Source organism: Acaryochloris thomasi RCC1774 (assembly GCF_003231495.1).
Taxonomy (GTDB): domain Bacteria; phylum Cyanobacteriota; class Cyanobacteriia; order Thermosynechococcales; family Thermosynechococcaceae; genus RCC1774.
In genome coordinates this window covers 225,172-249,978 of sequence record NZ_PQWO01000001.1, presented here as the reverse complement: position 1 = coordinate 249,978, position 24,807 = coordinate 225,172, and the positions used below count along the sequence as shown (strand labels likewise).

The following is a 24,807-nucleotide window of genomic DNA, read 5'->3' as shown; positions in this document are numbered from 1 at the left end:
ACTGCTCATCCCCATTTCTCTGCGCTTAGTTTGTGATCACAGAGCCTTTTCGATGGCGGCTCGCAGGTCTGCATCATCCGGTGCGGTTTGGGGTTCAAAGCGTTCGGCGACGGCTCCACTGCGGTCGATTAAGAACTTGCCGAAGTTCCAACCAATGTCGGGGCCGTCGCCCACTAAAAATTGATAGAGGGGACTGCGGTTTGCGCCGTTAACGTCCTGCTTTTCTAGTAGAGGAAAGTTAACGTCGTATTTTTTTTCTGCAAACTCTTTAATCTCTTCGGGACTGCCGGGTTCTTGCTGACCGAACTGGTTGCAGGGCACTCCAATAATCACAAGGCCCCGATCAGAATATTCGTTGTTCAGCTCGACTAAGCCTTTGTATTGAGGGGTGAGGCCGCACTGACTGGCCACGTTGACGAAGAGAATGACTTTGTTCTCTAACGTTGCGGGGGAAAGAGACTGGCCTTCAAGGGTTGTGAGGTTCGTGGGTAGGGGCATTGATTCATCAACTGTGACACATCAGGTCTCATTATACGGGGGCATCAGTTGATGGGGTAGCTCTACTGAGTCGCTGTGCAGCTTGGTACAGCTGTGCTCACGGCTGATGGGGCCACAGGAGCCGTTTCTAAGGATTGAATACTGGCGTTCTTGGCGGGTTCAGAGGTACCTGCCTCCGGTTGGGTGGCAATGGCGCTGATGAGATCGCCCGCTTCTAAACCTTCCAACGTCGCAGAAAATCGACCTTCATTGTTGGTGGTGATATCCATCAATGGCGCGTTGAGGGGTCCGTATACATCGTTGTCCTCCGTAACTTTATACAAGGTTATGATCGCACCTGGATCCGCGACCCCGTCAATATTGACTTGATCGTCAAAGCGGATAAATTCCTGGCTTAAAAACACGGGAGTATTAATGGCGCGATTGGCTGTGTCACGGCGGCGGTTGCCGGTATCACGCTGGGGCATGTTGGCACCGTCTCCGCGCTGGTAGGCTGTGACACCCACGCCACGGCGAGCGACTAAATCAATGCTCAGCCCGTCGAGGTTGCTAAATTTGTTTTGGGTGATGAGGTTGCGATCGCTCTTCGGGTAAGCCGCCACCACGACCCCTGGACCGGACTGATAATGAATCTGGTTGTTGCGGACTTGATGATCATTGCCCATCAGATAAACCGCCGCCCGCTTGAGTCGCTGGCCGTTGAGCTTAATGTTGTTGTCGTATATTTCCACCGCACCTTCTGGCTTGAACATGAAGATGCCGCTGCCGTCATTGCCGCAGATTAGGTTGTTACGAATCACGCCCTTGTCGATGATGCCCTCTAAACGAATCGCGTCCGGCATCCCTGCAAGGCCATTGGCAACGATTTGGTTGTCGCTGATTTCTAAGTTCTCGGCCCGAACCGAGGTGATAATGCCGCTGCCGTCATGGTAGGCAATGCGGTTGTTTTTAATTGTTGCTCCCTGGCTGTTGAAGACCGACACGCCAAAGGCTGAAGGCTGTGTGGGTTTGGTACCTTCAGGGGTGAGTCCCAACCAGTTATCTATAATTACAACGCCCGTGGGGGGCTGATCGCGGTCCCGAAATGGAAAGTTACCGTTGGGTCGTTTTTGCTGGCTGATATCAGGCGGCGGTAGCCGGTGAGCGATGAAGATATCGGCTGGCGGTGTCGTGGCCGTTTTTCGATGTATAGAAGTAAAGCCGTATAAACTGAGTCCCTTAATGGTGACATTGTTGGCAACCACCGTTAGCCCGCGAAAGACCTCTGTGCCTGCTGCAGGGGTGAGGGCCACGATGGGAGCATTGTCGTATCCGGGTTGCGTTGTGCCATCGATGTATAAGTCGGGTGACTCTAAGGCAGGCAGCACTGACTGGAGTTGGATGGTGGTCTCTCCTGTCGGTAGGTTAAAAGCAATCTTACGTTGGTCTGCAGGCTGGATTTGGGCCTGTTCAGCCGCTGTCAGATCTGAGGGCAAGAGGGTGCCGTTTTGAATTGAGATCGCTTCTCTCAACGTCATCTGCTCGTCAGCTTCAATCTCACCATCCTGACTGCTGTTGACCGTGACCTGGAGGGGTGAGGCCGCTGATTGCGCCAAGCTGGGAGAGCTGCCCAACAGCAAAACAGGCAAGATCCAGACAGGATTCCGAACGGTGTTAAACACTAATTTATACATAATTCAAATTCCGAGACCTTTGGATGCATCAGGAGAGAGTAGCTTTAGAAGGGGCTAGCCTTCAGTCGCTAGGGCTTCAGGAGTGGCTTCAGGTTCCTTGTTGGAAGCCTCTACAACAGACTCAGACTCCTGCTGCTGTTTGGGCGCAACCTGATTGCGGAAACCAAAGTCCTTCAGCAAGTTGTTGTCGAGCTTCACGGTGATACCGAAGAAAGGACCGCTGGCCGACCGGGAATTGCCCAAGTCGCGATCGCTAGCGCTACCAAACACATAGCCCGCCCCAAGGCGCAGATTCGGATTGAGGTAATAGCCGATTTCACCGACGATCCCAAACTCATTGAAGCCTGCAGTGGGCTGACCAATCCAGCGTCCTTCGATGGAGGCATCCCAGCGCTTGTCAAAGCGGTAGGTAGCCCGTGCTTGAGCGAGAGAAACCGTGCTGGTGCCCACTAGATTCTCCGCCAGATTCGTGCGGCTGTGGCGGAGGCCAAACTTGCCGTAGAATTCCCAGCGCCAGTCAGGTGCATAAATCGCCTCAGCAGAGAGCAGATGCTCCGTTGACCCCGTACCCCGACCAAATAGAATCGTCTCAGGAATCAGTGAAGGATTTTCACGATATTCATAGCGCAACAGGGCATTAAAGCGATCGTCTTTAGGATCTCGGTAGGCTAAACCCAACTTCAGATCACGGCTGGTCCCTAGGGCACTGAGAGTCTGGTTCGCAGAACTGGCTTGGCTGTAGCTCGCCAGCGTTGTAAAGCGATTGTTAATGCGGCCTAGCGCATCAGCGGTAATCACTAGATTCGAGCCTTGAGAGGTAGAATCGCGGTATTCAACCCGTGCCTTAGCTTTGAAGTCAGGATTATCGGTGTAGCTGAGACCGGCACTGAAGCTGTTGCCAGAGGTGAGGCCCAAAGCCGAAGCGCCAGAGCCAACCGCAAAGGGCTGCGCGAACTGACTGCCCGCTGCCGTGTCGCGGAACCCGCTAAAGACCCGCTCATAGGAGAAATCTGCCTCTAAACCGGGGGCTAGCGTTACACCCTGATCGATGCCGAAGCGTCCGACGAGTCCCCGATCGCCCAGCACTGAGACTTCGCCCCGCAAAGTGGTATCCGTTGAGAAGGTATGCTCGCCCTTGATATCGAGACTGGTTAAAAAGTCATCGTCAAACTGTCCCCCTGTGAAGTAGGACTGATTGAGCGCCACCGTGATGCCGGGATGAACTTGCCAGTCAACCCCAATCGTAGTCCGATTCGGATGGACAGGATCTGACTCAGAGGATAGGGTCAGATCATTGTAGGCATGAAAGCTGAGATCGTTTGTCAGTTGGGTGATAAAGCTGGTGCGAATCTGATCGGAACTGACATTGCTAAAGTCACCTGAGCGCTCACGACGAACATAGTCAACCCCAAGCGTACCGCGACCGATGCGCTGCTGAATGCCTGCTGTGATTGTGGTCAATGAGTTGTCAACACCAATACCTGGCGTGGGCGCAAAGCCAGGACGAATCAGGTCTTCAAAGGTATCGAGGGGCTGAGGGGCGATGCCATTGTTGTCTTCGTGATCAATGCTGGCTCGCAGACTTGTAGAGCTGGACAGCTCGGCTGTGACCTCTGCACCGTAGCGGGTTTGGCCGGGTACAAAGCTCGTGGTGGCTGTATTCGAGAAACCCGTATCGCTGTGGTTGAAGTAGGCTCGACCCGTGACCTTATCGATAATGGTTCCGGCTAGCTCTACGCGGTAGGCGTCGCCGCTGATGGCCTCGCTGAAGTCAAGGCCGTTTTCAGAGTGGGCGTATTCTGCAATCAGGTAGCGATCGCCCCCTAGAGACACATAGGCATCAGCGCCGAACAGCTCAAAGTCTTGATCGCCCCGATCTTCAAGGAGATAGGTAGCTCCCAACCAAGTTTCTTTGTCTAAGCCCCGCGAAAAGTTGTACTGTAGCCGCCCGCCATAGATGCTGGTGCCGCCCCCTTCACCTTCAAACTGATAGGTGGTGACAATTCGGCGTACGGCAACGCGACCATCTTCGGTGACATCGGTACGCAGAATCGGACGCCGGAACAGCAGGGTGCCGCGATCGTAGTCAATGTCATAGTCAGCACCTCGAAGGAGGCGCGTCCGTTCTAGAACTGTGCCGGGGCGATCGAGTTCTTCTAGTTCTAGATAAACTTGCTCACTGCCAGAGATCAGCAGGCGACGAGACAGAAAATAGAACCCGCTGGTGCCGTCGGGGGCAATGGTATCGCGCTGGAAGCCCTCGGTGTTGTTGCCGAAGATGCCTGTGATTTGTAGGTTGCCGAGATTGTAGTTAGCCTTAGCGCCGTGGAGGGCGCGATTAGTGGCGGTGTAGAACTGTGAGGGCTGAGCAAATTCGTTGGTGTTGTAGTCTCCCCACAGGACATAGTCAATCCCCGCATTCGGGACGGGGGAAGTACGCTCTAGGCGCAGATAAAGGTTGTCGGTGGAAGAAGCGAAGGACTCAACGGTGGAGTTATCGCCGTAGACGGAATATTGGGTGTCATCGCAGTCTACCTGCGCTCGGAATAGCGTTGATTCACCACGACAGTCTTCGTTCAGCGGACGCTCAGTATTGAAGGCACCGGTAAATAGCCACTCTCCGACAGAGGTGGTGGCGAAGCCTGAAGCTTGGGTGTCTAGCTCAAAGCGATTGTCTCCATCCGGGGGCAGAAAGTCGCGGAAGCTATCAAAGAAGTCTGTGCCCCGCCGCCCGAAGCGAACATCAACGACACCTGCTAGTAGTCCCGAGGGACGCAGGGGGGTGACCATCTGCAACTGATGGAAGCCTTCCATTTCGCCATTGCTGGCCCGAATCCGCAGTGCGCCCGCCTGTAGACCGGCCTGCAGTTCGGCTGTAAATTCGCCATTGACGGCCTCAACCTGAAATCCGGGTGTAGTAGAGTTGGCATCGACGCCGACAAATTCACCTTCACTTGCCTCTAGCGTAATGTGTGAATTCCAGCTAGAGCGGTTGCCACGACTGTCGAGAAGCTGGCCTACAACTGTGACTGTGGAGCGTCCATCTGCTGGGACTCGGGTTTCGCGCGTGCTGACTTTGATCCGATCCGGTTCGCCAGGGACTTCGAGGTTAACTGTTGTGGCTGGCTCACTACTGCCGTCTAGATGAGCGGTGAGGGTATTGCCCCCAGCGCCAAAAATAACGCCGTACCAAGTCTCGCGGACTTTGCCTGTTTCACTATTGGTTTCGGTGCGACCGATCAAGCTGCGGTCGACCTGCTTACCATTGACCTGCAAATTAACCGTTTGACCGACCTTATACTCCACAATTACGGTGGAAGAAGGCTGCGGTAGGGTTGCGCCTGAAGGCGGGGATAGGATTTTGACGGTCTGGGCCTGCGGTGCCGCCTGAGCGACAGGCGCTGCTGGCGCTGCTCCAGAATCAACAGGAGGCTGAGAGGGCACAGCTTCAGCAGCCTGTGCTTCAGTAATTTCTTCTGACGGGACAGAGACTTCAGTTTCTACCGTAGGCTCTGGGGTAGAAGCCGTAGATGAAGCAGCAGCCGTAGGCTTTGTGGTTGGGGTCGCCGTAGATGAAACGGCTTCTGTAGAACTCGGAGTCGGCTCTAGCTTCAGTGTTTGAGCTGTGGCTAGGGTGGGGACGATCGCCCAGCCGCTGCTGATGAGCAGTCCTAAAAGGCTGGCGCGAAGATAGGATCGTTTTGTCATTGGGACTCCTCCTGAGAGCTGGGAGCGTTCAAGGTCTCTGGCACAGGAGAGGTTGATCGTTCTTGGAAAGTAGGTGTGACCCCAAAGTTCATGCGCACCAGACCACCCGGCGAGAGCCGGACCAGTCGAGAGGGGCTATTGCGCTCAATAAAGTAGGCGTTGGGGGCGAGGGTGTAACCAGGCAGGCTGGTGAGGTCTAAGGCTCCGACCCGCTGACCGGGCAGGACACACTTGAGATGAAAGAGACCATCTTCGTCGGTGGTGATCCGGTTGCCGTCATCCATAAACACGACAGAGTTGGGAACGCCGGGTTCGCCGGGCTGCTGTTCACCGTCAAAGTTTTTGTCTACGAAGACGCGCCCTAGAATAGTGCCGCAGTCAGAGGCAATGCCAGGATTAATGCGTACGCGGTTAATCGCCGGTCCATCTCGGACTTCTAGGTCGTTATCGACGCGCTGAGCTGCAACTGTTGCAACGTTTTCGCCATCACCTCGAATCGCATCAGGGGTGAGCTGGGCCGCGTAAACAATATTGAGAACGGCCTCTGGTTCGAGAACGGCGGGGGTGCTAAAGGTAACCGTCAGGCCATTCTGCTCAACGGTGACTGGAACAATCTCGCCGCCGACTTCACCCTGCACGGCATCTTCAAGGAGCCGAAAGCCGAAGGGCAAGACATCGGTAACGGTGGTGTTATCAAGCCGATCACCACTGGTGTTACGGATGCCGAGTCGGTAGAGCACGGTGTCGCCGGGGGCTGCGTTGGCGCGATCGCCTGATTTCGTAATTTGAATTTGGCTCTCTGGACAGAGCGCCCCGGCAAACTGAATGGCGAGGAGCTGCAGGGAAATTTGATCGGCGTCGGCAATCAGCGTGGTTTCAGAAAGATCGATCTGATCGTCGCCTGAGGCCGCAACAGGCTGTCCGTCTAGGGCTGTTGCTCGATAGCTAACGATGTTGCGGTTGTTGGTGGGCGTAATCGCTAAGATCTCTAACTTGATCTGACGCCGGATAAACACAGAGGTATCGGGGACGTCCACCATCAAGATGTAGGTGTCGCCAACGTCAAGCTGACCTCGGTTAGGGTCAAGCAGAAAGCTGTACTCGCCTCTGTCTTGATTGCTGAGGGGAAAGGGGTTGAGGTTGCTGCTGTTGGGTTCGATACCGGCAGGAATATTATTGGTGGGGTTGTCGGGCAGCTCGGTGCGGGTGAGGCGGACTAAACTCCCGAGGCTGGCGCCGGTGGGGTCACTGGGATCTGCTGTAAAGAGGCTGACTGAGAAGCCGGTGTAATCGTCTAAGAGTGCGCCGCCACAGCCTAAAATTTGGCCTCTAGGATCGGTGAGCGAATTGTCTACGGGTGTTGTGATTGTGTTGGTGAAGCCTGTGAACGGATTGCCACCAGGGGTCTGTGCGTAGCGGTAGCTGGCTGTGTTGTTGATGAGTAGCTCAGCATCGTCCGCTGTCTGTGCGATCGCAACACTTGGCAGCACTTGACTAAGCATCAAGGTCGCCGCCATCAGCCGTCTTGCCGAGACAGGATTTAATTGGAAGTGAGAGTATCTCACGAGCGTGGGCTCCTCGGGGTCAAAGTAGAACAGTGGATCGCACAGATTAAGAGGCTGGGGTCAGCAGCGGTGGGCCAGTTTTGGCCGCACGAAGCCTGTCAGACCGTGTCGGGGGCCTGAGGGCGTCGAATTAACGTCACAAATTTAGAGAGGTAAAAAGAGTTTGAGGGGGGCAGGTTGCCCCCCGTTGGTGGCGTTACTTAACGGCAACTTCGTATGTTGCGCGCACAGTGGTCATTGGCTGCAGCGAATTGCTGTAGTCCCACTGAACATGGGTGTACATTTCTGCAGGAGCAGGAACCATCTTCACAGAACCATCAGGCTGAGTCTCTTCGATCAGAGGCTGAGCAGAGAAGGTCTGACCGGCATCAATGCTGTAGGTCAACTCAGCGCCATTGGCCTTTGCTGAATCCGCTCGGAAAGCGGTCTTTTGAGGGATAGGCTGCGTCACAACTAAGTTAGAAGCAGGCTTGTCACCGGCATTCTCACTGTTGAGCGTGTAGCGAAGCACATCTCCGGGCTGAACTGTGACATCTCCTTCAATAGCTTCCCAAGCGGTCGCTTTGTTGCCTTCAGCATCAGTGGTGATCACTTGCTTCTCGGCAGAAAGGGCCAACTTGACCTGGGGCTGAAGAATCTGCTGAACCAGTGCTTCACCGGCTTCTTGCAAATTGGCAAGAACGGGAGTGCTGCTGGCAAAGGGAACGGCAATGGCGACGGCTAGAATACCGAGACCCATAGATAAACGTCGTTTCATGATTAGAAAACCTTAAAATTCAAAAACTACAGTCGACTTCAAAAACAGTTGTGGCGTCATGGGTGAGTCTCATCGCACTCACCCATGACTGAGGCTTTACTGGAGGCGGCGACGGAATTGGAACTCACCTGTTTGACCAGGATCAACCTGACCAACCGGGTTCTCATACTTCTCAACCTGAGTATTGGCGAGAGGATCTGTGGTTGTCAGGGGTGTAGCATCACCACTGTTGGTGAAGAATTCCACATCGCCCTGCGTGGCGCTGGTGTTCTGCTCATGATCCGTGAAAGCCGCCCAGTTGTTTTGAGTGGTGCTAGTGCCAGTGGCGACGGTACCATCTTCTACAACTTCAAATTCAAAGGCTGTGAGGCCCACGTTGCCGGTACCTACGACAGGGGTTGAAATGTTTTCGTAACCAATCCGGTAGTCGATTTGGTAACCCGGTCGGAACTCAACGCCAGTCAAATCGGAGGCAAATGGCTGCACAATTACGCCATTCTGATCCAGAACCTGAGCTTGCTTCGTGAGCTGCATGAAGCCGGTATAGATGCGGTCAATCGTTATGTTGTTGGTTGACTCTCCAGTTAAACCAGGGGCTGTAGTTGGATTGTCATCCGGGAAGGCTACAACCGGAATCGAGATCTCTTGGTTAGGTGTGACAGTAGGTGGTAAATCAACCGAGACTGTGTAGTCAAGGGTCTGACCTGCAGGTAGGTCACCATAGTTGACGTGAACAGGGCCCCCGGGCGTCGGTATTGCGCCGCCGCCACCAGCAGTGGTTGTGCTGCTATCAAGCCGGAAGGTGGGAACACCTGCAAGATTAACGTAGGTATAGGTTGCCGTTAAAACGTCACCGTTCTCATCCGTAGCAGTAATCGTGACCTGAGTGCCGAAAGGAATAGCATCAGCACCATCGTATTGTCCTGTCAGAGGACTGTCGTCTGCGTTTTCTGCCTGGGTAGGAGAAATGGGCTGCAGCGTCACGTCAGCAATGAAGCCAGCACTAGATGGGTTCTGAATGGTGTTATCAAAGGTAACTGCAGCTGGATTGAAAGTATCTGCAGGACCTGTACCCACTGGGACATCAGTAGATAGGTTTGTAAAATCGTCATTTTGGTCGGTGGGGCCTTGGGCACCTGGAACACCATCGGTACCGTTAAGAATGTCATCAGCACCAGCAACATTGCCGATGTTAACAACGTTGGCTTCACCATCAGGACCTGAACCTGTATTGTCGCCGTTAGTGTCAGTGCCTTGAGCTACTGGATCTGCAACCCCTCGATCTTCAGCAGGAACGAAGTTGCTGCCGTTTGGATTGGGAGGCGTTTGATTATCGTTGAAGTTGTTGGGCTGGCTGTCTCCAGATTCGTCGTAGACAACTTGATCAGTGGGTGAGCCAGCAATCGCGGGATCATCGAAGGTGCGACCAAAGACCTGAGCGATGTTAGCAACTTGGCCACCTTCTGGAGCGAGGCCAGAAGTAATCACGGTAAATTGGAACGGAGTTGTTGCCGTAACATCAGTACCTGCGGCTAGCGGAGTCGTCGCTGTGCGAATGAAACCCACTCTTTCCACGGATGCAAAGTTACCTGCATTCAAAGGAGTTACGCTGTTGCGAATCCACGCTGCTGTATTAGGGCCAGTTCCAATGGGTGCTGTCGCTGATGGATCGTTTGTGGAGTAAACCACTTCCCAGCCTGCAGGTGCGGTGGGCACTGCATTCAGAACTGTTCCGGCGGGAATAGCATCAGAAACGAGAATGCGAGTCTCAGTGCTGCCGTCAATGGTCATCGGCGTACCAACGAGGTCTTCAGCAACGAAGGCTGCGTTGGGGGAGCTACCCTCAACGGTCAAGCCCAAGTTGTAGGTAATCAGGTCGTCGCTAGCAGTGGGGCCAGCACCCGGAAGCAAAGTCGCAACTTCTTTCGTGACCGTGGCTAACGCGAGAGGGTCAACGGAACTAGCAAAGGGAATGCTATTCTCGGCACTGGCTTCACGCTCACCGTTAACGGGGGCGCCATTGCCTGCATCAGCGTCAACTGTACGAATCTCGTCGTTGTTGGTGCCATCACCAGTGGGATCGTCAGGCTGGTTTTGCGTGCTAGGGCTGTTGTTATTGGGGCCTGTGTTACCGATCGTGACACCGACGTCTGCACCTGCAGGTGTGTTCACTGCAGGAGTACCGGTGACTCTAACCTGCACAATTGCGTCGGGGTCGAGGTCGTCAAGGCTTAGACTACCAAGGGTAGAACCATTAGCGAGTACAGCGACGGGGCCTACGGCAGTTCCGTTGACGCTGATGATCTCGACTGTGGTGGCATCAAAGTTTTCTTCGATGAGACCATTCAGGCCGGGGATGAAGAGATCTGTTGCTGCGTTACCTATGTTGGTGATGTCAAAGGTGAATTCGAGGATATCATTTGCTTCAACAGCGCCACCATCAGTGTCATTAAAGCCAGAAGCTACTGCGGTTACACCGGCAACCTCAGCAACGGTGATGTTAACAGTATTGGACGTGGCATCAATAACGTTACCGCCGGGAGCATCGCGGTAGGTGGCTGTGGCGGTGTTACTAATGCTGACGCCTGCTGCAGTACCGGCAGCGAAGGCCGGAAGGAGGGACTGAGTCAAACCACCGGCAATCATTGCTGCGATCGCCACTGGCCGATAAAGCTTGCTTCCTCGTCTTTTGGGTTGTGATGTATCGTGTGTCATAGGTGTCTTCTTAGCTGGTGAAATGAACAAACTTGCGAGAGATAGGCATCGTCTGGCAGAGGTACGGTGTGACCTCAATTCGACTGGGTGTGTGTTGCACCCGTGTTTGCTTTGAGCTGGAACCTCAGAACAAACTCTCGTCACACCGCCTCTGTTTCTATATGAATTAAGGACAGGTGTTTTAGAGTGAGAGACTCGAACACTGGATAGAGTCATTGATGTCAGGATAGGGGCAAGTTTGATCACCTTTCGGGTCACACTGCCCCCCGCTTGTTCCTAACTTAGTCGTTAGTATGCCCATGCTGAACTCCGGAAACGTACTGGAATTCAAATCACACAATGCTCGCTTTTTGTCGCAAAAAAGAGAAATCTTGAAAATGAATGTATATTTTCAGGTTTGAAAACGCACCTGATATCAGCTCAATTCAACATCAACGTCAGGTTTTCGACCAACCATTGAGCTGCAAAGCTCCTTTCTATAGGCTTTCCCGATGGTGAATCCGTGTTTTTACGGATGTTGAGTTCTCTACCTGTTCTTTCTGTGATTTCAGTCACAGCTTGCTTACTAATCCCCTCCGTATAAATACGGGATTGGCCCAAAAAACAAATTTCTAAAATTATCAACTGAGGCTAAAATCAGCGGTTCTCTGCTTTCTCAATCGTGAAACTGACCCTGAACAAAAATCGTATTTTCCAGCTCAATTGCATTTTTCTTTGAAGTCCTATCGGCTTTAGTGGGGGTTGCCTTTACCTTTCTCTCTTCGTGTGGCATAGGGGCCGCAATGCAATCTAAGCGTGTTTGCTAAAGAGTAGATCCGTGGTTGCAATCGCAACCACGGATCTATGTGCGCCTCCGCCGAGCGCCGTCTTTTCTGCCGTTGATGCATAAGAAGTATGTTGTTCCTGCATCCTTGAAGGGGCTTCTTGTCAAAACCAATACCGTTTACAAGCTGAACATCAGGATAAATGGGGCTAGTCCTGCACCCGTGAGTGATGCATGTTCGCCAAAGTTTATCCATTTTTAGGGTCCATCAAGCTGGCGGTGCCGCTGCTCAGTGCGATCGCAACTATCCTGATCGGCGCAACGTTTTACGAAACTCAGGTGGGTTCCGCAGCAGTCCAGCAGCTGATCTATAAGAGCCCCTGGTTTGGGGCCTTGATGTTGATGCTCGCCGTCAATCTTGGTGTTTCTGCCCTATCTCGCTATCCCTGGAAAGGAGCGCGGAAGATCGGCTTCGCGCTAGCGCATCTGGGCCTGATTGTCTTGATTGCTGGCTCCGCTGCCGTGATCCATCTGGGTGCTGAAGGGATGCTCGTGCTGCGCACAGACGGCCCCCCTCAGCATCAACTAAGTACGGAAGGAGACATGCTGGAGGTGGCCCAATGGGGGCAAGAGCCGCAGCAAACTCTGCTGCGAGTGAATCCAGATCAGTCCGTGTCACCTGCTCAGTTTAATGGTCTGTCCCTGCTGGGATATCGCGATCACGTCGTTGAAACCATTCAGTTTGCCGAAGGGGGCGCGGTTCCCAATCGAGCGGTGCAGCTACAGCTCAACAGCGATCGTATGGGCCAATCGACGCAGGTTTGGCTAGCTGACTTTCCGCGTGCGTATCGCCAGACAACGCTTGGCCCTGCCCAGCTAGAGCTAGTGCAGGCTGAAGACGACCAACAGCTACAGCAGCTTTTATCTGAATCTCAGAACTCAGTCCTTGGCCGATGGGGGCAGATGCAGATTGAGACAAGAGGTAAAAAGCAGACCTTAGATGTCGAGCAGGCCCTCGATCACCCCCTTAAGCTGGATCGCGATCTGCAGGTAACCGTGAGCCATGTTTGGCCTGACTTTCGCCTTAATAATCAATCACAGCCGATCACGATTTCCCAAGAGCTACGGAACCCCGTTTTGGGCCTTGAGGTCCAGCATTCAACTGGCGTTGAGCGCTGGTATGTCTTTGCTCAGGAAGGGTTTGACCCCGTGCGGACCGTCCTGTCAGGAACTGAACTCAGCCCCAACATTAACGCCCAAAATCTAGAAATTACCTATCAGACAGCCCCGCTCGTTGCGGACCGTCTCTTCCGCGTCGTTGCCGATTCTCAGGGGCAGATTTTCTATGGCCTCCGCTCTGCTCAAGAGTTTACCTCAGAACCGTTGGTGCCGGGACAGCCTGTTCAGACGGGCTGGGCAGATTTTCAGATCACCTTAGTGAATGAGCTGACCCAGGCGCAGGTGCAGCGTCAGGTGGTGCCATCTGATCAAGAAGGCTCCCCTGGTTTGCTCGTGACGACCCCAACCGGCGCTGAACAGTGGCTACCTTGGGGCGAACCATCGGAACTGAACGATGCAGCGGGGGCCATATTTGCCTTTTTCAGTCCTCGATCGCTGGCGCTCCCCTTTGACCTGGGCCTTGAAGACTTCATTGTCGAGCGCAATGAAGGGGATGAGTCCGTCGCCATGTGGACCAGCAAAGTCAAGCTGCAGGATCCCCACACGGGCAGCGTTGAGCATCGAGATGTCTGGATGAATCACCCCACTTGGTATCAGGGCTGGAAGATTGCCCAAGCCTCCTGGAATCCAGGTGATTTGAATCAGTCTACGCTGCAGGTCAAGCGAGAACCGCTGTGGGTAACGGCTTTGACCTGGAGTGGGGCGCTGCTCGTGGTGAGCGGCATTAGCACGATGTTCTATGGCAAACATCTCGGCAAATATTGGCGAACGATGACCTCAGGACCTACAGAGAGGTTTGTGGAGGAAGATGCGATGGCCGTTAGCAAAGCTTCTCCTTTAGGGGCAGGTCGGTCAGAGCCCCTCGCAAACAGCACAGTCCAGGTAGAGACGTGATGCTCTTTCCTTTTTGGAGTAAAAACCGCTCCGTTCTGCATTGGCCCCCCCAGCCCCCCAATTCTGGGGGGAGAGTCGACAGCATCCTCTCAAGTTCGCAACAGCTTTCGAGTTTGATAAAAATCATTGAGTACTTGAAGTCCCGCAGTGTCAGCGAATATTGGGGACGAATACAGGTACTCCACGATCTTCCCAAGCGTCTGCTTACGCCATTTTTATCAACAGACAATGCTCCCGTAGCGATATCTATTGGGAAATGCAGAACCTCGGCCTCTCTCCCCCCAGAATTGGGGGGCCGGGGGGGCAGTGCAAATCAATCTGGAACCTCTCCCATTCTCAATCGCCCAGTCACCACCCGCGAACATGAAAACTCCTAAATTTCTCCTGAGTCTTTGTCTGGGCTTACTCATTCTCCTAGCGCCCCTCAGCCAATCTCAAGACCACCCCTTAGACTCGCTGTCCACCTTTGCCGTTCAGCTTGAAGGCCGTAAAAAGCCCCTAGATACCGTGGCCCGCGAGACCGTAGCCCAGATTCACGGTTCTCCGAGCTACCGCACTGAGACAGGGCAGCGCCTAAACAGCCAGCAAACCTACCTCTCCCTGTGGTGGAACGATCGCAACTGGAATCAGGAGCCGTTCATTCTATTGAGCTATCGTCCGCTCAAAGAAAAACTAGGTCTTAATCCCGACCAAAAACACTTTTCCTTTGCGGCATTAGCGCAGTCTGACTTAGGCAACCTTCTGCAAACAGCAGAACAGAAGCAAAGCCAAGATCAAACCCTGACGCGAGATGAACGAGAAGCCCTCAACCTCTACGATCGCATTGATCTGATGATGCAGACCGTCGGGTCTCAATCTCTACCGCTGGTTCCCCATCCCAGCGATCTAAAGGGCAAATGGCTCGGGCTAACCGACAGCGAGGCTTACTACCCTAACTCCAGTCGCCTGATCGCTCAGTTTGAGCAGCTCCAGCAGACCTATTTGCAAGATCCGCAGAACCTAGCGGCGGTGGGGCAGCAGGCAGAGACTTTGCGTCAGCAGCTTGTGGACTTGAGCCCGCAGATCTATCCAAGCGATCGCATCCTCCAGCGAGAGGTGTTCTTCAATCACTTCCATCCCTTTGCCAAAGCTTGGTGGCTATATGCGATCGCATTTATTTTGATGCTGATGGCGCTCAACTTTCCCCAATGGAATCTGTACTGGAGCGCAATGGGCGTTTTCAGTGCCGGATTATTGACCCAGTGCTATGGTTTTCTCCTGCGGGTACAGATTGCAGATCGTCCCCCCGTCACTAATATGTACGAATCCGTGATCTGGGTCGGATTTGGCATTGCAGCGCTGGCCCTGCTCTTCGAGTGGCGATCCAAAGCCCACTACTACCTATTGGCAGCAGCCCCTCTATCGGTTCTGTGTTTGGTGTTAGCCGACAGCCTTCCCGCTGTTCTCGACCCCAGCATCAGCCCCCTGGTGCCAGTTCTACGGGATAATTTTTGGCTCAGCATCCATGTCCCTACGATTACCCTCGGCTACGCTAGCTTCGCCCTAGCGATGGGGCTAGGCCACGTGACCCTGGGCTACTATCTGTTCTTGCCTCAATCCCAACAGATTCAGAAGCTGTCCCGCTGGAACTATCAGGTTCTGCAAGTCGGCATCCTACTGTTAACGGCAGGCATCATTTTGGGCGGCATCTGGGCGCACTTCTCCTGGGGACGGTTTTGGGGCTGGGATCCAAAAGAGACCTGGGCGCTGATTGCGCTGCTGTGCTACTTGGCTCCACTTCACGGTCGCTTAGTGGGCTGGATCGGTGCCTTTGGTCTCACCATTGCCAGCGTCGTTTCCTTCAACGCCGTGCTAATGGCTTGGTACGGCGTCAACTTTGTTTTGGGGACTGGACTGCACAGCTATGGCTTTAGTACCGGTGGCTCCGCCTTGATTGTGGCGGGTTTCGTCGGGCTAGATCTGCTCTTTGTGTTGAGTGCAATCGTCCGTCATCAAGGCGGCTTGAGGTTTACAGCAGCGGTGCAAAATTATGACAACCATGACGGCGGCAGAAGTCCAGAGCCAGGTTCAGCAGGGGCAATCGCTCCAGGGCGCTGAACTGAGCAATATTGACTTGCAGAACGCCCAGCTCGATCAGGGACAGTTTGAGCAAGCTTATCTTCGGTTGGCAAACCTGACCGGAGCCTCATGCAGCCACGCGAACTTCACCGCCGCGACCTTGATGTTAGCGAAGCTCTCAGGGGCGAACTTTCAGCAGGCGACCCTCTCACAGGCGCTATTGAACGCCGCTCACCTAGAGGGAACGCAGCTACAGGCCGTGAATGCTTCAGGCATCAAGCTTCCTAAAGCTACCTTAGATCGGGCTGATTTCTCTAGAGCCATCTTGGAACATGCTGATTTTACAGAAGCCCAGGGAGAGACCGTCTGTTTCCGAGACGCCATTTTAATGAAGGCTAATTTAACAGCAGCACAGTTTCCGCAGGCCGATCTGCGCGGCGCAAAACTAAATGATGCCGTTCTCAAGGGGACGCAACTGCCCAACGCTCAACTGATGGGAGCGGCTCTAGAACGTTGTCTTCTGCAGCAAGCAGATTTGCGGGGAGCGGATCTAACTAACGCTGACCTCATTGCCGCCAAGCTGCGGGGCGCAATTCTGCAGGCAACTCAGCTCCAGCAAGCCAGCCTCGACCATGCAGAGCTGCTGCAGACTCAGCTTGTGGGAGCCAATCTGACAGAAGCATCCTTCTACAGCGCTAATTTGGAGGGAGCTGACCTCTCAGACGCAACTGTGACCGGCGCAGATTTTCGAGATGCCAATTTGGAAAGTACGACTCTAACAAACGTTGATTTTTCTGACTGTGTGGTTGCTGGCGCTGTCTTTACCAATGCGAAAGGACTCTCTGAACAGCAGCATCAAACGCTGATACGTGGACGGGCTTTAAACCTTTAACCCTTGGTGGCTGGTGACCTCAGGGAAGATAGGACCGTTCCAGTGCACCACAATTAGGCAGAGGAATGTGGCGGCACACTAACGGAGGTACCCAAAGCAGTAACTCGCTACCTCGACTCGGCTGCGTACGGCTATAACCTGCAAAAAATTAGCGCTCAAGAGTACACATTCAATCACTATTTGTATTCGTGTTTTTGGATGCAAATAGTGATCTTATTACTATGTCTATCAACAGCTTTTTTCCCGCCATCTTTTGTATTTCTATTCCTATCTTCACTGATATGCAAAAAAAGAAATTCTTTCATGCCTTATTTGCAAAGGATGTTCTTTTTTAGTAGCAAGAGCTACGAATGTGATCCGGAACCTTCTTTAACTTATTCAAATACTGTTCAGATTAGAGGTCTAAAAAATAAAATCTCATTGGTGTAAACCTTCTTTAATAGTAGGTTTTAGGTCTAAGGTATGAAGACCTTCTGATCAAGATGAACTGTAGCTTACAATGTTGAAATTCCTTCAGGTATTGACCAAGCTGACAGGTCATGAGTAGGTGGTTTATATGACCTAGATCTTTGATTTACGTGTCTATCATCGACCTGCAACGCATACATAAAACAATGTTTCTGACTCAATCTTTTCTGATGGAGCGTTCCTAGTCTATGTCTTTACAAGTAGAAACATTAGAGCGTAGTTTTGACCAAATTAAGCCGATGGCTGATGATTTTGTCACTAGCTTCTACGACAACTTATTCACAGATTATCCTGCGGCTGAACCGCTGTTTGCAGGCACCGCAATGGAGGAGCAAAAGCCAAAGCTGCTTAAATCTCTCGTGCTTGTGATTCAAAATCTGCGTAACCCTGAGATTCTTGGTGACGCCCTGGAAGGCTTAGGCGCGCGCCATGTGAAGTATGGTGCCCTGCCGCAGCATTATCCGCTGGTGGGTAACTCTTTGCTGAAGACCTTTGAGCAGTACCTCGGCAAGGACTGGACCCCAGAAGTGAAGCAGGCCTGGGTTGATGCCTACGGAGCCATCAGTGAAACGATGCTCGCAGGTGCAGACTATAACGCAGCGGATCTAGAGCTGGAAGGCGCGAGTGCACCTAGCGTCGCTGAGCCGGATGCCGCCGAGCATCAGGTGCAGTTACTGGAGAAGAGTTTTGCCCAGATTACGCCTGAGGCAAGTGCGTTTGTCGGTAGTTTTTATACAAATCTGTTCACCGACTATCCAGCCGCGAAGCCGCTGTTTGAGAACACCCATATGAAGGAGCAGGAGCAGAAGCTACTGCAGTCTTTGGTGCTTGTGATTGAGAACTTGCGTAACCCTGAGGTTCTGAGCAAAAGCTTGAGAGGGCTGGGGGCGCGCCATGTAAAGTATGGGGCACTGCCAGAGCATTATCCGCTGGTGGGTAACTCTTTGCTGAAGACCTTTGAGCAGTATCTCGGTCAAGACTGGAGACCGGAGGTCAAAGAGGCCTGGGTCGATGCCTACGGCACCATTACTGAGATCATGTTGGATGGTGCAGACTATACCCAGCAGCAGGTGCAGCTAGAAACGTCTCCGCCTGCAGTTGAGTCGCCTACACATGCAGAGCCGGTCACAATGGCGAATGCTGAAGGCGAGCCAAAGGCCAGCGTTGCGGAGAACTTAGAGGAGGGTAGTGAAAAAGGTCTGCTCGCCCTCATTGCCGGGGGGGTGATTGCCGTGATCGTGATCGCCCTGCTGGTATAGACCGGAGGCTCGGTGTGACTGCCAACACCCGCAGACGTTTCCGCATCGGGAATTTGTTGAGTGTCAAAACGGCTGTGGTGACGCTCTGCTTGCTGTTGACCTGTTGGCTCGGGGCTGCCTTTGCCACCGATCACAAGACGGTGTTTCTCCCGGGCACAACCTCGGATGGCCACGTTTTATTCGAAGCCTCTTGCGCCTCTTGTCATGAAGGATTTAAACCTGTCAGCAATGAAACCTGCCTGCGCTGTCACGAAGCCGAGATGGCGACGGATGCCCACGGTGCGAAGAAGTTCCGTGATCCTCGATGGGCAGGTGACTTAGAAAAAATAGCTGCGTTGACCTGTACCACCTGCCATAACGAGCACGTCCATATGTTTGGCCGGGGCGTCAATCTAAAGCCCGATCTCTGTATGGCTTGCCATCAGGGCATCATTGAGGGTGATCTGAAAAGCCACGATGGGTTCACCGCTGATGGCTGCTGGACGGCCGGATGCCACAACTACCATGACCATCGCACTATTTCCACAGGATTTCTGCGCCAGAACCTTGATCAGCCTGACTTTATGCCCCAGCCTGCTTTGCCCGTGCGAACGGTGACAACGAAAGTTCAAACAGCCCCGAAACCTGATTTATCGCAAGAGTTCAAAGGGGGGCGCTCATGAAGGTGCTGAGTGTCTTGCTCATTTCTCTGTACTGCCTTATGGGGGGCGTTTTCCTAGAGCCGTTTTTTGGCTCTTCTGTAGATGCAATAGCATCTACAGAAGCTGAACTTCAGGAGATCACCGAACGCTGGCAGGGAAGTGCCCATGCCCTTGCCGAAGTGAACTGCTCTAGCTGCCATCAAGATTCAAAGAGCAAGCAGTTTATTGCTCAGCCAGACCACGAGAGCTGTCGCTCCTGCCACGAACAGGCGGTGGATACGTTCTTGCTCGGTAAGCACGGCATTCGTCTGCTGGAGGGGGAGTCGCCGCTGACGCCTGCCATGGCCCACTTGCCCATGAAAGTTGAGGCCCAAAACCAGGTCATGAACTGCAACACCTGTCACGATGTCCACACGGTTAAGACCCAAACAGCAGCAGTCGATAGCTGCCTAAGCTGTCACAACGACGATCATTCTCGCAACTACAAAAACTCAAAACACGCCCAGCTCTGGCAGCAGGAAGGAACGCTGCCTCGCCCCTCTGCACAGTCCACAACCTGTGCGGCCTGCCATCTCCCGCGCCATGACGCAGGCAGTGGAAAGCCGACTCAAGTCAATCACAACAACACGTATACACTGTTGCCTCGCGATCGCATGGTCAAAGAAGTCTGTATGAACTGTCACGGTATGGAATACGCCTACAAAAGCATTTTCGATGATGACCTAGTGGCCTCCAACTTTGCCCGACCGCCCACTGAATCCCTGCAAACCCTAGAGATGGTCCGCGCCCTAGAAAAACAGCGGTCGGGCAATTAGAGCCGCTGCACGCATAACCATCGGCCCCTGGATCTCAGCTTCACTTTGATTACTTGAGAGGAAACAGACGACATGATTTCTGCGAACAGACAAATCCGACGATTTCGTCAACGAACCCTAGGTTTATTTGCCCTGGCGATTGTTATTTGCTTCACCGCCGTAGCCTGTAGCGGTGGCGGTGCCCAGACACAGGCCGGGGGCGTTCAGCCCGAGTTAGTAGCTGATTATATTCATACCGCACTGGCTTCAGACCGCACAGCCTACACGAAGCACGTCGTTAATCGGGCCAAGAAACTAGAAGGCAAGCCCAAAGACGATGGTGTCCTTGAGATTGAAGCCACCGAAGGGTGGGAGCAGACCAACGGGATTCCGCTACCGGCCCAAATGTTTCGGCTGGGGTCTGAGATAGCCTCAGAAGATGGCACCTTTACCTATAACCTAATCTCTTCCTGGTACATCAATGACAATCAGGGGCCAAAGAGTGACTTTGAGCAAACGGCCATTGAGCAAGTGAACGAAACAGGAGAACCCTACAAGGAATATCAGGAGGTCGGCGGCCAGAAGTATTTCTCGGCTCTCTATCCTGATAAGGCTGTGGCAGAGGCCTGCGTCACCTGCCACAACACCCACCCGATTCACAAAGAGCGTTACCCCGACAAGGTCTTCAAGCTCGACGATGTCATGGGCGGCATCATGATCAACATTCCGCTGGAAGGTGCCTAGGCTCACATCGGTGACTCAGGCTCCGTGATATTGACGGTGCAGCGTGGAACCCTTTGGGGTTTTGCGCTGCTTTATTCACGGCCACGATATGAAACCCAAGTTCTCAACCCTCATTGTTCTGCTGCTGATTACGGCAGCCGTTTTACTGCCGTTCGCGTTTAGTCCCCTCTATATTCCGTTAATGCGCGAGCATTCCTTTGACCTCTTAGAGGCCTTGCAGGGTGACTTGTATAAAATGATTACAGGGTTTACCGCCCTGGCCTTTGTGATTTTGGAGATGCTGTTGACGGTGCGAAAGCGAGGCCGTCGCTGGAAAATCAGCATCCCAGGATCGATGGTGCTGTGGCGGAGCCTGCATATTTTCCTGGGCGTGGGTCTGATCGCGATGATTTTGGTTCATACCGGCGGCCAGGTGGGGGACAACTTCAACATGATCTTCCTCTGGATTTTCTGGGGCACCTCTCTCTCCGCACTGATGGGTGTTGTGGCTGAAACGGGTGTTTTAGAATCGCCTCGTAAATATTTTGGCTTGGTACCGCTGCAGCTAGGTGCCGTTGCGAAAGTGTTCCCCACCACTACAAAGGGGCCACTGATTCGCGGGCTGCGGCTGATTTGGCTATCGAGTCACATCATTTTTGTCAGTCTCTTTATGGTGATGCTGGCGTTTCATATCTTCCTGGCCTTTTACTTTCAGTAGCGGGGGCATGGGGCGCGAAGGTGCTGTAGGGACATATGGTTATGTTCGCTACAATTAGGCACGAGATTACTTGAAGCCGATTTATAGCGGTCGAGTGGCTGGTTAAGACACTGAATCTTTATCCAAAATGGGTTTCAGTCAAAAAAGGTCCTAACCAATACCTCTCTAGCTATAGCGTTGGGTCAAGCGAATCGCGACCAAACTTCAAGAGCTGGGAATTGCCCCTAGATGACCGCTAAACCACAACCGCAGCGCCTTAAAATTCTCCTTGGCTATTTGCAGCCGCATCGAAGGAAGGTGTTTTTGGGCGTCTTTGCGCTGCTGCTTGTCAATGGTCTAGGGACTTATCTGCCGCTGTTGATCGGCCGGGTTGTCGATGATCTACAGATTGCTTTCAGCATGGAGCAGGTACGAGGCTACGTTCTACAGTTCTGTCTGCTGGCTTCTGTGATGTGGGTGATTCGGATGGCCTCTCGGATGTGGCTTTTTGGTGCCGGTCGTCTGGTTGAGTTTGATATTAAGCAGCGAATTTTTGAACATTTGCTGCGCCTGGAGCCGTCTTACTTTGCCACCAATAGCGCGGGCGATCTGATTAACCGAGCCACCAGCGATGTCGAAAATATTCGGCGGTTGGTGGGCTTTTCAATCCTAAGCATTGCCAATACGACTTTTGCCTATGCGCTGCGGCTGCCCTACATGCTGAAAATTGACGTCAGTTTGACGTTGGCAACCCTGGCGGTCTACCCCATTGTCATGATTGTGGTGAACGTCTTTAGCCACCGATTGCGGGAGCAGCAGGCCGCTGTTCAGAACTCTTTGTCTGAACTCAGTCAGCTTGTGCAAGAAGACATGAGCGGGATGGCGCTGATTAAGATCTATGCCCAAGAGCCGATGGAGCAGCAGGCCTTTGAGGCACGCAATCAAGAGCTGCTCGAGGCCAAGGTGGCTCTGCTGAAAACGCGCAATATTCTTTTCCCGGTGGTGGGGGGCTTTGCTAGCATTAGTTTGCTAGTGCTGCTGTTCTTTGGTGGACGTGCGATCGCAAGTGCCACGATTTCCGTTGGCGATTTTGTTTCTTTGCTGATCTACGCCCAGCAGCTGATCTTTCCCACCGCGATTTTGGGCTTCACGATTACGGCCTATCAGCGGGGTGAGGTGAGCATCGACCGCATCCAAGCCATTCTCTCGGTGCAGCCTAAAGTCGAAACCCGACCCGACAGCCTGCCGCTGCCTAGATCTGAGGTCAAAGGGCAACTGACGGCTCGTAATCTGACGTTTCACTACGGCAAAGAGCGAGCGCTGGATCGCGTTAACTTTGAGATTCAACCCGGTGAGATGGTGGCGGTGGTGGGTCCGATTGGGTCGGGCAAATCAACCCTTGCTAATGCGATTCCGCGACTGCTCGATATCCCCGCAGAGCAGTTATTCATTGATGGTCAAGATATTACGCAACTGGCGCTCAACGATCTCCGGGGCGCGATTGCCTATGTTCCTCAAGACAGCTTTTTATTCAGCACCTCCCTACAGAACAACATTCGCTATGGCGTTCCCCATCAAGAGCAGTCTGATGTCGAAAACGCGGCGAAGCAAGCTCAGGTTCAGAGCGACGTACTGACGTTCCCGAAACAGTATCAAACCCTGGTCGGGGAACGGGGCGTGACGCTTTCCGGCGGCCAGCGACAGCGTACCTCTCTAGCACGAGCCTTGATTTTAGATGCGCCCATTTTGATTTTGGATGATTCGCTATCTAGCGTTGATAATCAAACGGCCACCAAGATTTTGCAGGAACTGGCCCATCAACAGAAAACGGTGTTGTTCATTTCACACCAGATGTCGGCGGCAGCCATTTGCGATCGCATCCTAGTCATGGACCACGGCACCATTGTTCAAGAAGGAACCCATACAGACCTAATCGGCAAACCGGGTCTTTATCAATCTCTCTGGGATAAGCAAAAGCTAGAAGCAAACCTGAAATAGCTTTTTGCCTCTGTTGCCGCTATTTCAGCCCTTCGGGGAGAAAAAACGAAACGTCTTAAGCTCAACTGCAAGGGTGCTGCCGGATAAAGGGGCCTGCCCTTCTTGCGGGTTGATTCGTTAGTTTAGAGAGGTGTCCATCGCACAGGGGGCCAAAATGGCGCGAAAAACGAGACGAAACTTTTTGATTTCTAGCTTGGCTGCGGCTGGAGCCGTAGGCTGTAAAGCTCTCACTCAACCACCCCGTGCTGCATCTCAAGTTGATCTCACAACGGGGCAAATGCCTGAACGCGTACTGGGGAAGACGGGGGTAGCGCTGCCGATCTTAGGGCTGGGCGGAGCAGGGCAAACACCTCTGTCAAGATCAGGGCAAGAGGGAGATGCGATCGCAATTATCGAAAAAGCCCTCCAGCTTGGTATTCGCTACTTCGACACCGCCGCCAGCTACGGCCCCAGTGAAGAGTATCTCGGCAAGATTTTGCCCCAGTACCGACAGCAGGTATTCCTCGCCAGCAAAACCGCAGCCCGAGACCGCGACGGAGCCTGGCGGAATTTAGAGCGTTCGCTGAATCGACTCAAAACTGACCACCTTGATTCATGGCAGCTTCACCATGTGTCTTACCCAGAAGATTTAGAGGCTATCTTTGCTAAAGATGGAGCTATTGAAGCGATTAAAGAAGCCAAAGAGCAGAAGCTGATTCGCTTCAGCGGCATCACCGGACACCATGAACCCGATATTATTGCCGAAGGTCTGCAGCGCTATCCGTTTGATACCACACTTGTTTCTATTAACGCCGCCGATATTCACCACCCCCGCCCTTTTGCCACCACCGTGTTGCCAGTGGCTCAAAAGCAGAACGTGGGCGTTATTGCCATGAAAGTCCCAGCCTACGGCAGGCTGTTAAAACCTGGTGCCTTAGATATGCGTCAAGCGATGGGCTATACGCTATCACTCGATGGGGTTCACGGGTGCATCATTGCTGCTGAGACGCCGGAGCAGCTTGCAGGGAATATTGCTGTTGCTCAGCAATACCAGCCCTTAGCCCAAGCCGACAGGGAAAACATTGAGCGTTTAACCGCAAATATCTGGGAAGAAAATACGTTCTTCCGGGCTTGGTCGTAGACGATTTCTAAGCAGTCTATCCAATGCGTTTGCTAGGCTTGAGCAAATAAGCAAATTGAACCATGTCACTCAATTCTGCACTCTTCCTTTTAATCTGTCTTTCGACCGTAAGTGTTCTTGTTGTGGCCATCAAGCTGTTAGATCGATTGGCGCGACCTTTTCGGCAACAGCTTCAGCCTCCTGATGGGCCGCAGGATCAACCGATCGAGCATCATCTAAATCCTATCGACGCCACCCTGCTGACCTCTGATACCGACTGTATTGCTGTTTCCTCAGATGTCTATGAAGGAGCTGCAAGGAGTGTCGAAGGTGCAACCGAAGGCTTCGCTACGGCTATCGAGGCAGGGATGGAGACCCTCTCAGGACTTTTTGAAGGCATCACCACTGATTAGGGATGTCGTTCGT

17 protein-coding genes are annotated in these 24,807 nt (G+C 53.1%); 11 read left to right on the top strand and 6 right to left on the bottom strand.

Going from position 1 to position 24,807, the window contains the following annotated elements; all coding sequences use genetic code 11:
• Nucleotides 1–36 precede the first annotated feature (36 nt).
• From C1752_RS01290 to C1752_RS01265, 6 genes are all read right to left on the bottom strand, one after another.
• A complete protein-coding gene (locus C1752_RS01290; RefSeq protein ID WP_110984234.1) occupies nt 37–498 on the bottom strand; it encodes a glutathione peroxidase in 462 nt (153 codons plus the stop codon).
• Nucleotides 499–560: 62 nt separating this feature from the next.
• Nucleotides 561–2,171, bottom strand: coding sequence for a right-handed parallel beta-helix repeat-containing protein (locus tag C1752_RS01285; RefSeq protein WP_110984233.1), 1,611 nt, complete (start codon nt 2,169–2,171; stop codon nt 561–563).
• Nucleotides 2,172–2,225: 54 nt separating this feature from the next.
• Nucleotides 2,226–5,879 (bottom strand): TonB-dependent receptor, encoded by a 3,654-nt coding sequence (locus C1752_RS01280; RefSeq protein WP_110984232.1) that lies wholly within the window; start codon nt 5,877–5,879, stop codon nt 2,226–2,228.
• Nucleotides 5,876–7,444, bottom strand: coding sequence for a DUF11 domain-containing protein (locus tag C1752_RS01275; protein ID WP_233501247.1), 1,569 nt, complete (start codon nt 7,442–7,444; stop codon nt 5,876–5,878). The genes C1752_RS01280 and C1752_RS01275 overlap by 4 nt, the downstream gene beginning before the upstream one ends.
• 196 nt (nt 7,445–7,640) lie before the next feature.
• On the bottom strand, nt 7,641–8,201 hold the full coding sequence (locus C1752_RS01270) for a DUF11 domain-containing protein (RefSeq protein ID WP_110984230.1): 561 nt from the start codon (nt 8,199–8,201) through the stop codon (nt 7,641–7,643).
• A gap of 96 nt (nt 8,202–8,297) precedes the next feature.
• The gene (locus C1752_RS01265; RefSeq protein WP_110984229.1) at nt 8,298–10,916 is read right to left on the bottom strand and encodes a beta strand repeat-containing protein; all 2,619 of its coding nucleotides are present in this window, start codon (nt 10,914–10,916) and stop codon (nt 8,298–8,300) included.
• Between the two features lie 997 nt (nt 10,917–11,913).
• On the opposite strand from C1752_RS01265, the gene C1752_RS01260 reads away from it, so the two are divergent.
• The 11 genes from C1752_RS01260 to C1752_RS01210 all read left to right on the top strand — a co-directional run bounded on the left by C1752_RS01260 (nt 11,914) and on the right by C1752_RS01210 (nt 24,794).
• Nucleotides 11,914–13,752: a cytochrome c biogenesis ResB family protein gene (locus C1752_RS01260; protein WP_110984228.1), complete on the top strand. Its 1,839-nt coding sequence runs from the start codon at nt 11,914–11,916 to the stop codon at nt 13,750–13,752.
• Between the two features lie 363 nt (nt 13,753–14,115).
• Nucleotides 14,116–15,849 carry a cytochrome c biogenesis protein gene (locus tag C1752_RS01255; protein WP_110984539.1) on the top strand — a complete coding sequence of 578 codons (1,734 nt, stop codon included), beginning with the start codon at nt 14,116–14,118 and terminating at the stop codon, nt 15,847–15,849.
• Nucleotides 15,782–16,702, top strand: coding sequence for a pentapeptide repeat-containing protein (locus C1752_RS01250; RefSeq protein ID WP_110984227.1), 921 nt, complete (start codon nt 15,782–15,784; stop codon nt 16,700–16,702). Before C1752_RS01255 ends, C1752_RS01250 begins: the two co-directional genes overlap by 68 nt.
• 656 nt (nt 16,703–17,358) lie before the next feature.
• The gene (locus C1752_RS01245) at nt 17,359–18,429 is read left to right on the top strand and encodes a globin family protein (RefSeq protein WP_110984226.1); all 1,071 of its coding nucleotides are present in this window, start codon (nt 17,359–17,361) and stop codon (nt 18,427–18,429) included.
• Nucleotides 18,430–18,443: 14 nt separating this feature from the next.
• Nucleotides 18,444–19,091, top strand: coding sequence for a cytochrome c3 family protein (locus C1752_RS01240; protein WP_110984225.1), 648 nt, complete (start codon nt 18,444–18,446; stop codon nt 19,089–19,091).
• A complete protein-coding gene (locus tag C1752_RS01235) occupies nt 19,088–19,885 on the top strand; it encodes a cytochrome c3 family protein (RefSeq protein WP_110984224.1) in 798 nt (265 codons plus the stop codon). Before C1752_RS01240 ends, C1752_RS01235 begins: the two co-directional genes overlap by 4 nt.
• Nucleotides 19,886–19,957: 72 nt before the next feature.
• Nucleotides 19,958–20,608 carry a Tll0287-like domain-containing protein gene (locus C1752_RS01230; protein WP_110984223.1) on the top strand — a complete coding sequence of 217 codons (651 nt, stop codon included), beginning with the start codon at nt 19,958–19,960 and terminating at the stop codon, nt 20,606–20,608.
• An 88-nt stretch (nt 20,609–20,696) separates the two neighbouring features.
• Nucleotides 20,697–21,305: a hypothetical protein gene (locus tag C1752_RS01225; RefSeq protein ID WP_110984538.1), complete on the top strand. Its 609-nt coding sequence runs from the start codon at nt 20,697–20,699 to the stop codon at nt 21,303–21,305.
• 228 nt (nt 21,306–21,533) lie between these two features.
• Nucleotides 21,534–23,282, top strand: coding sequence for an ABC transporter ATP-binding protein (locus tag C1752_RS01220; protein ID WP_110984222.1), 1,749 nt, complete (start codon nt 21,534–21,536; stop codon nt 23,280–23,282).
• 154 nt (nt 23,283–23,436) lie between these two features.
• A complete protein-coding gene (locus C1752_RS01215) occupies nt 23,437–24,402 on the top strand; it encodes an aldo/keto reductase (RefSeq protein WP_110984221.1) in 966 nt (321 codons plus the stop codon).
• A gap of 62 nt (nt 24,403–24,464) precedes the next feature.
• Nucleotides 24,465–24,794 (top strand): hypothetical protein, encoded by a 330-nt coding sequence (locus C1752_RS01210; RefSeq protein ID WP_110984220.1) that lies wholly within the window; start codon nt 24,465–24,467, stop codon nt 24,792–24,794.
• Nucleotides 24,795–24,807 lie beyond the last annotated feature (13 nt).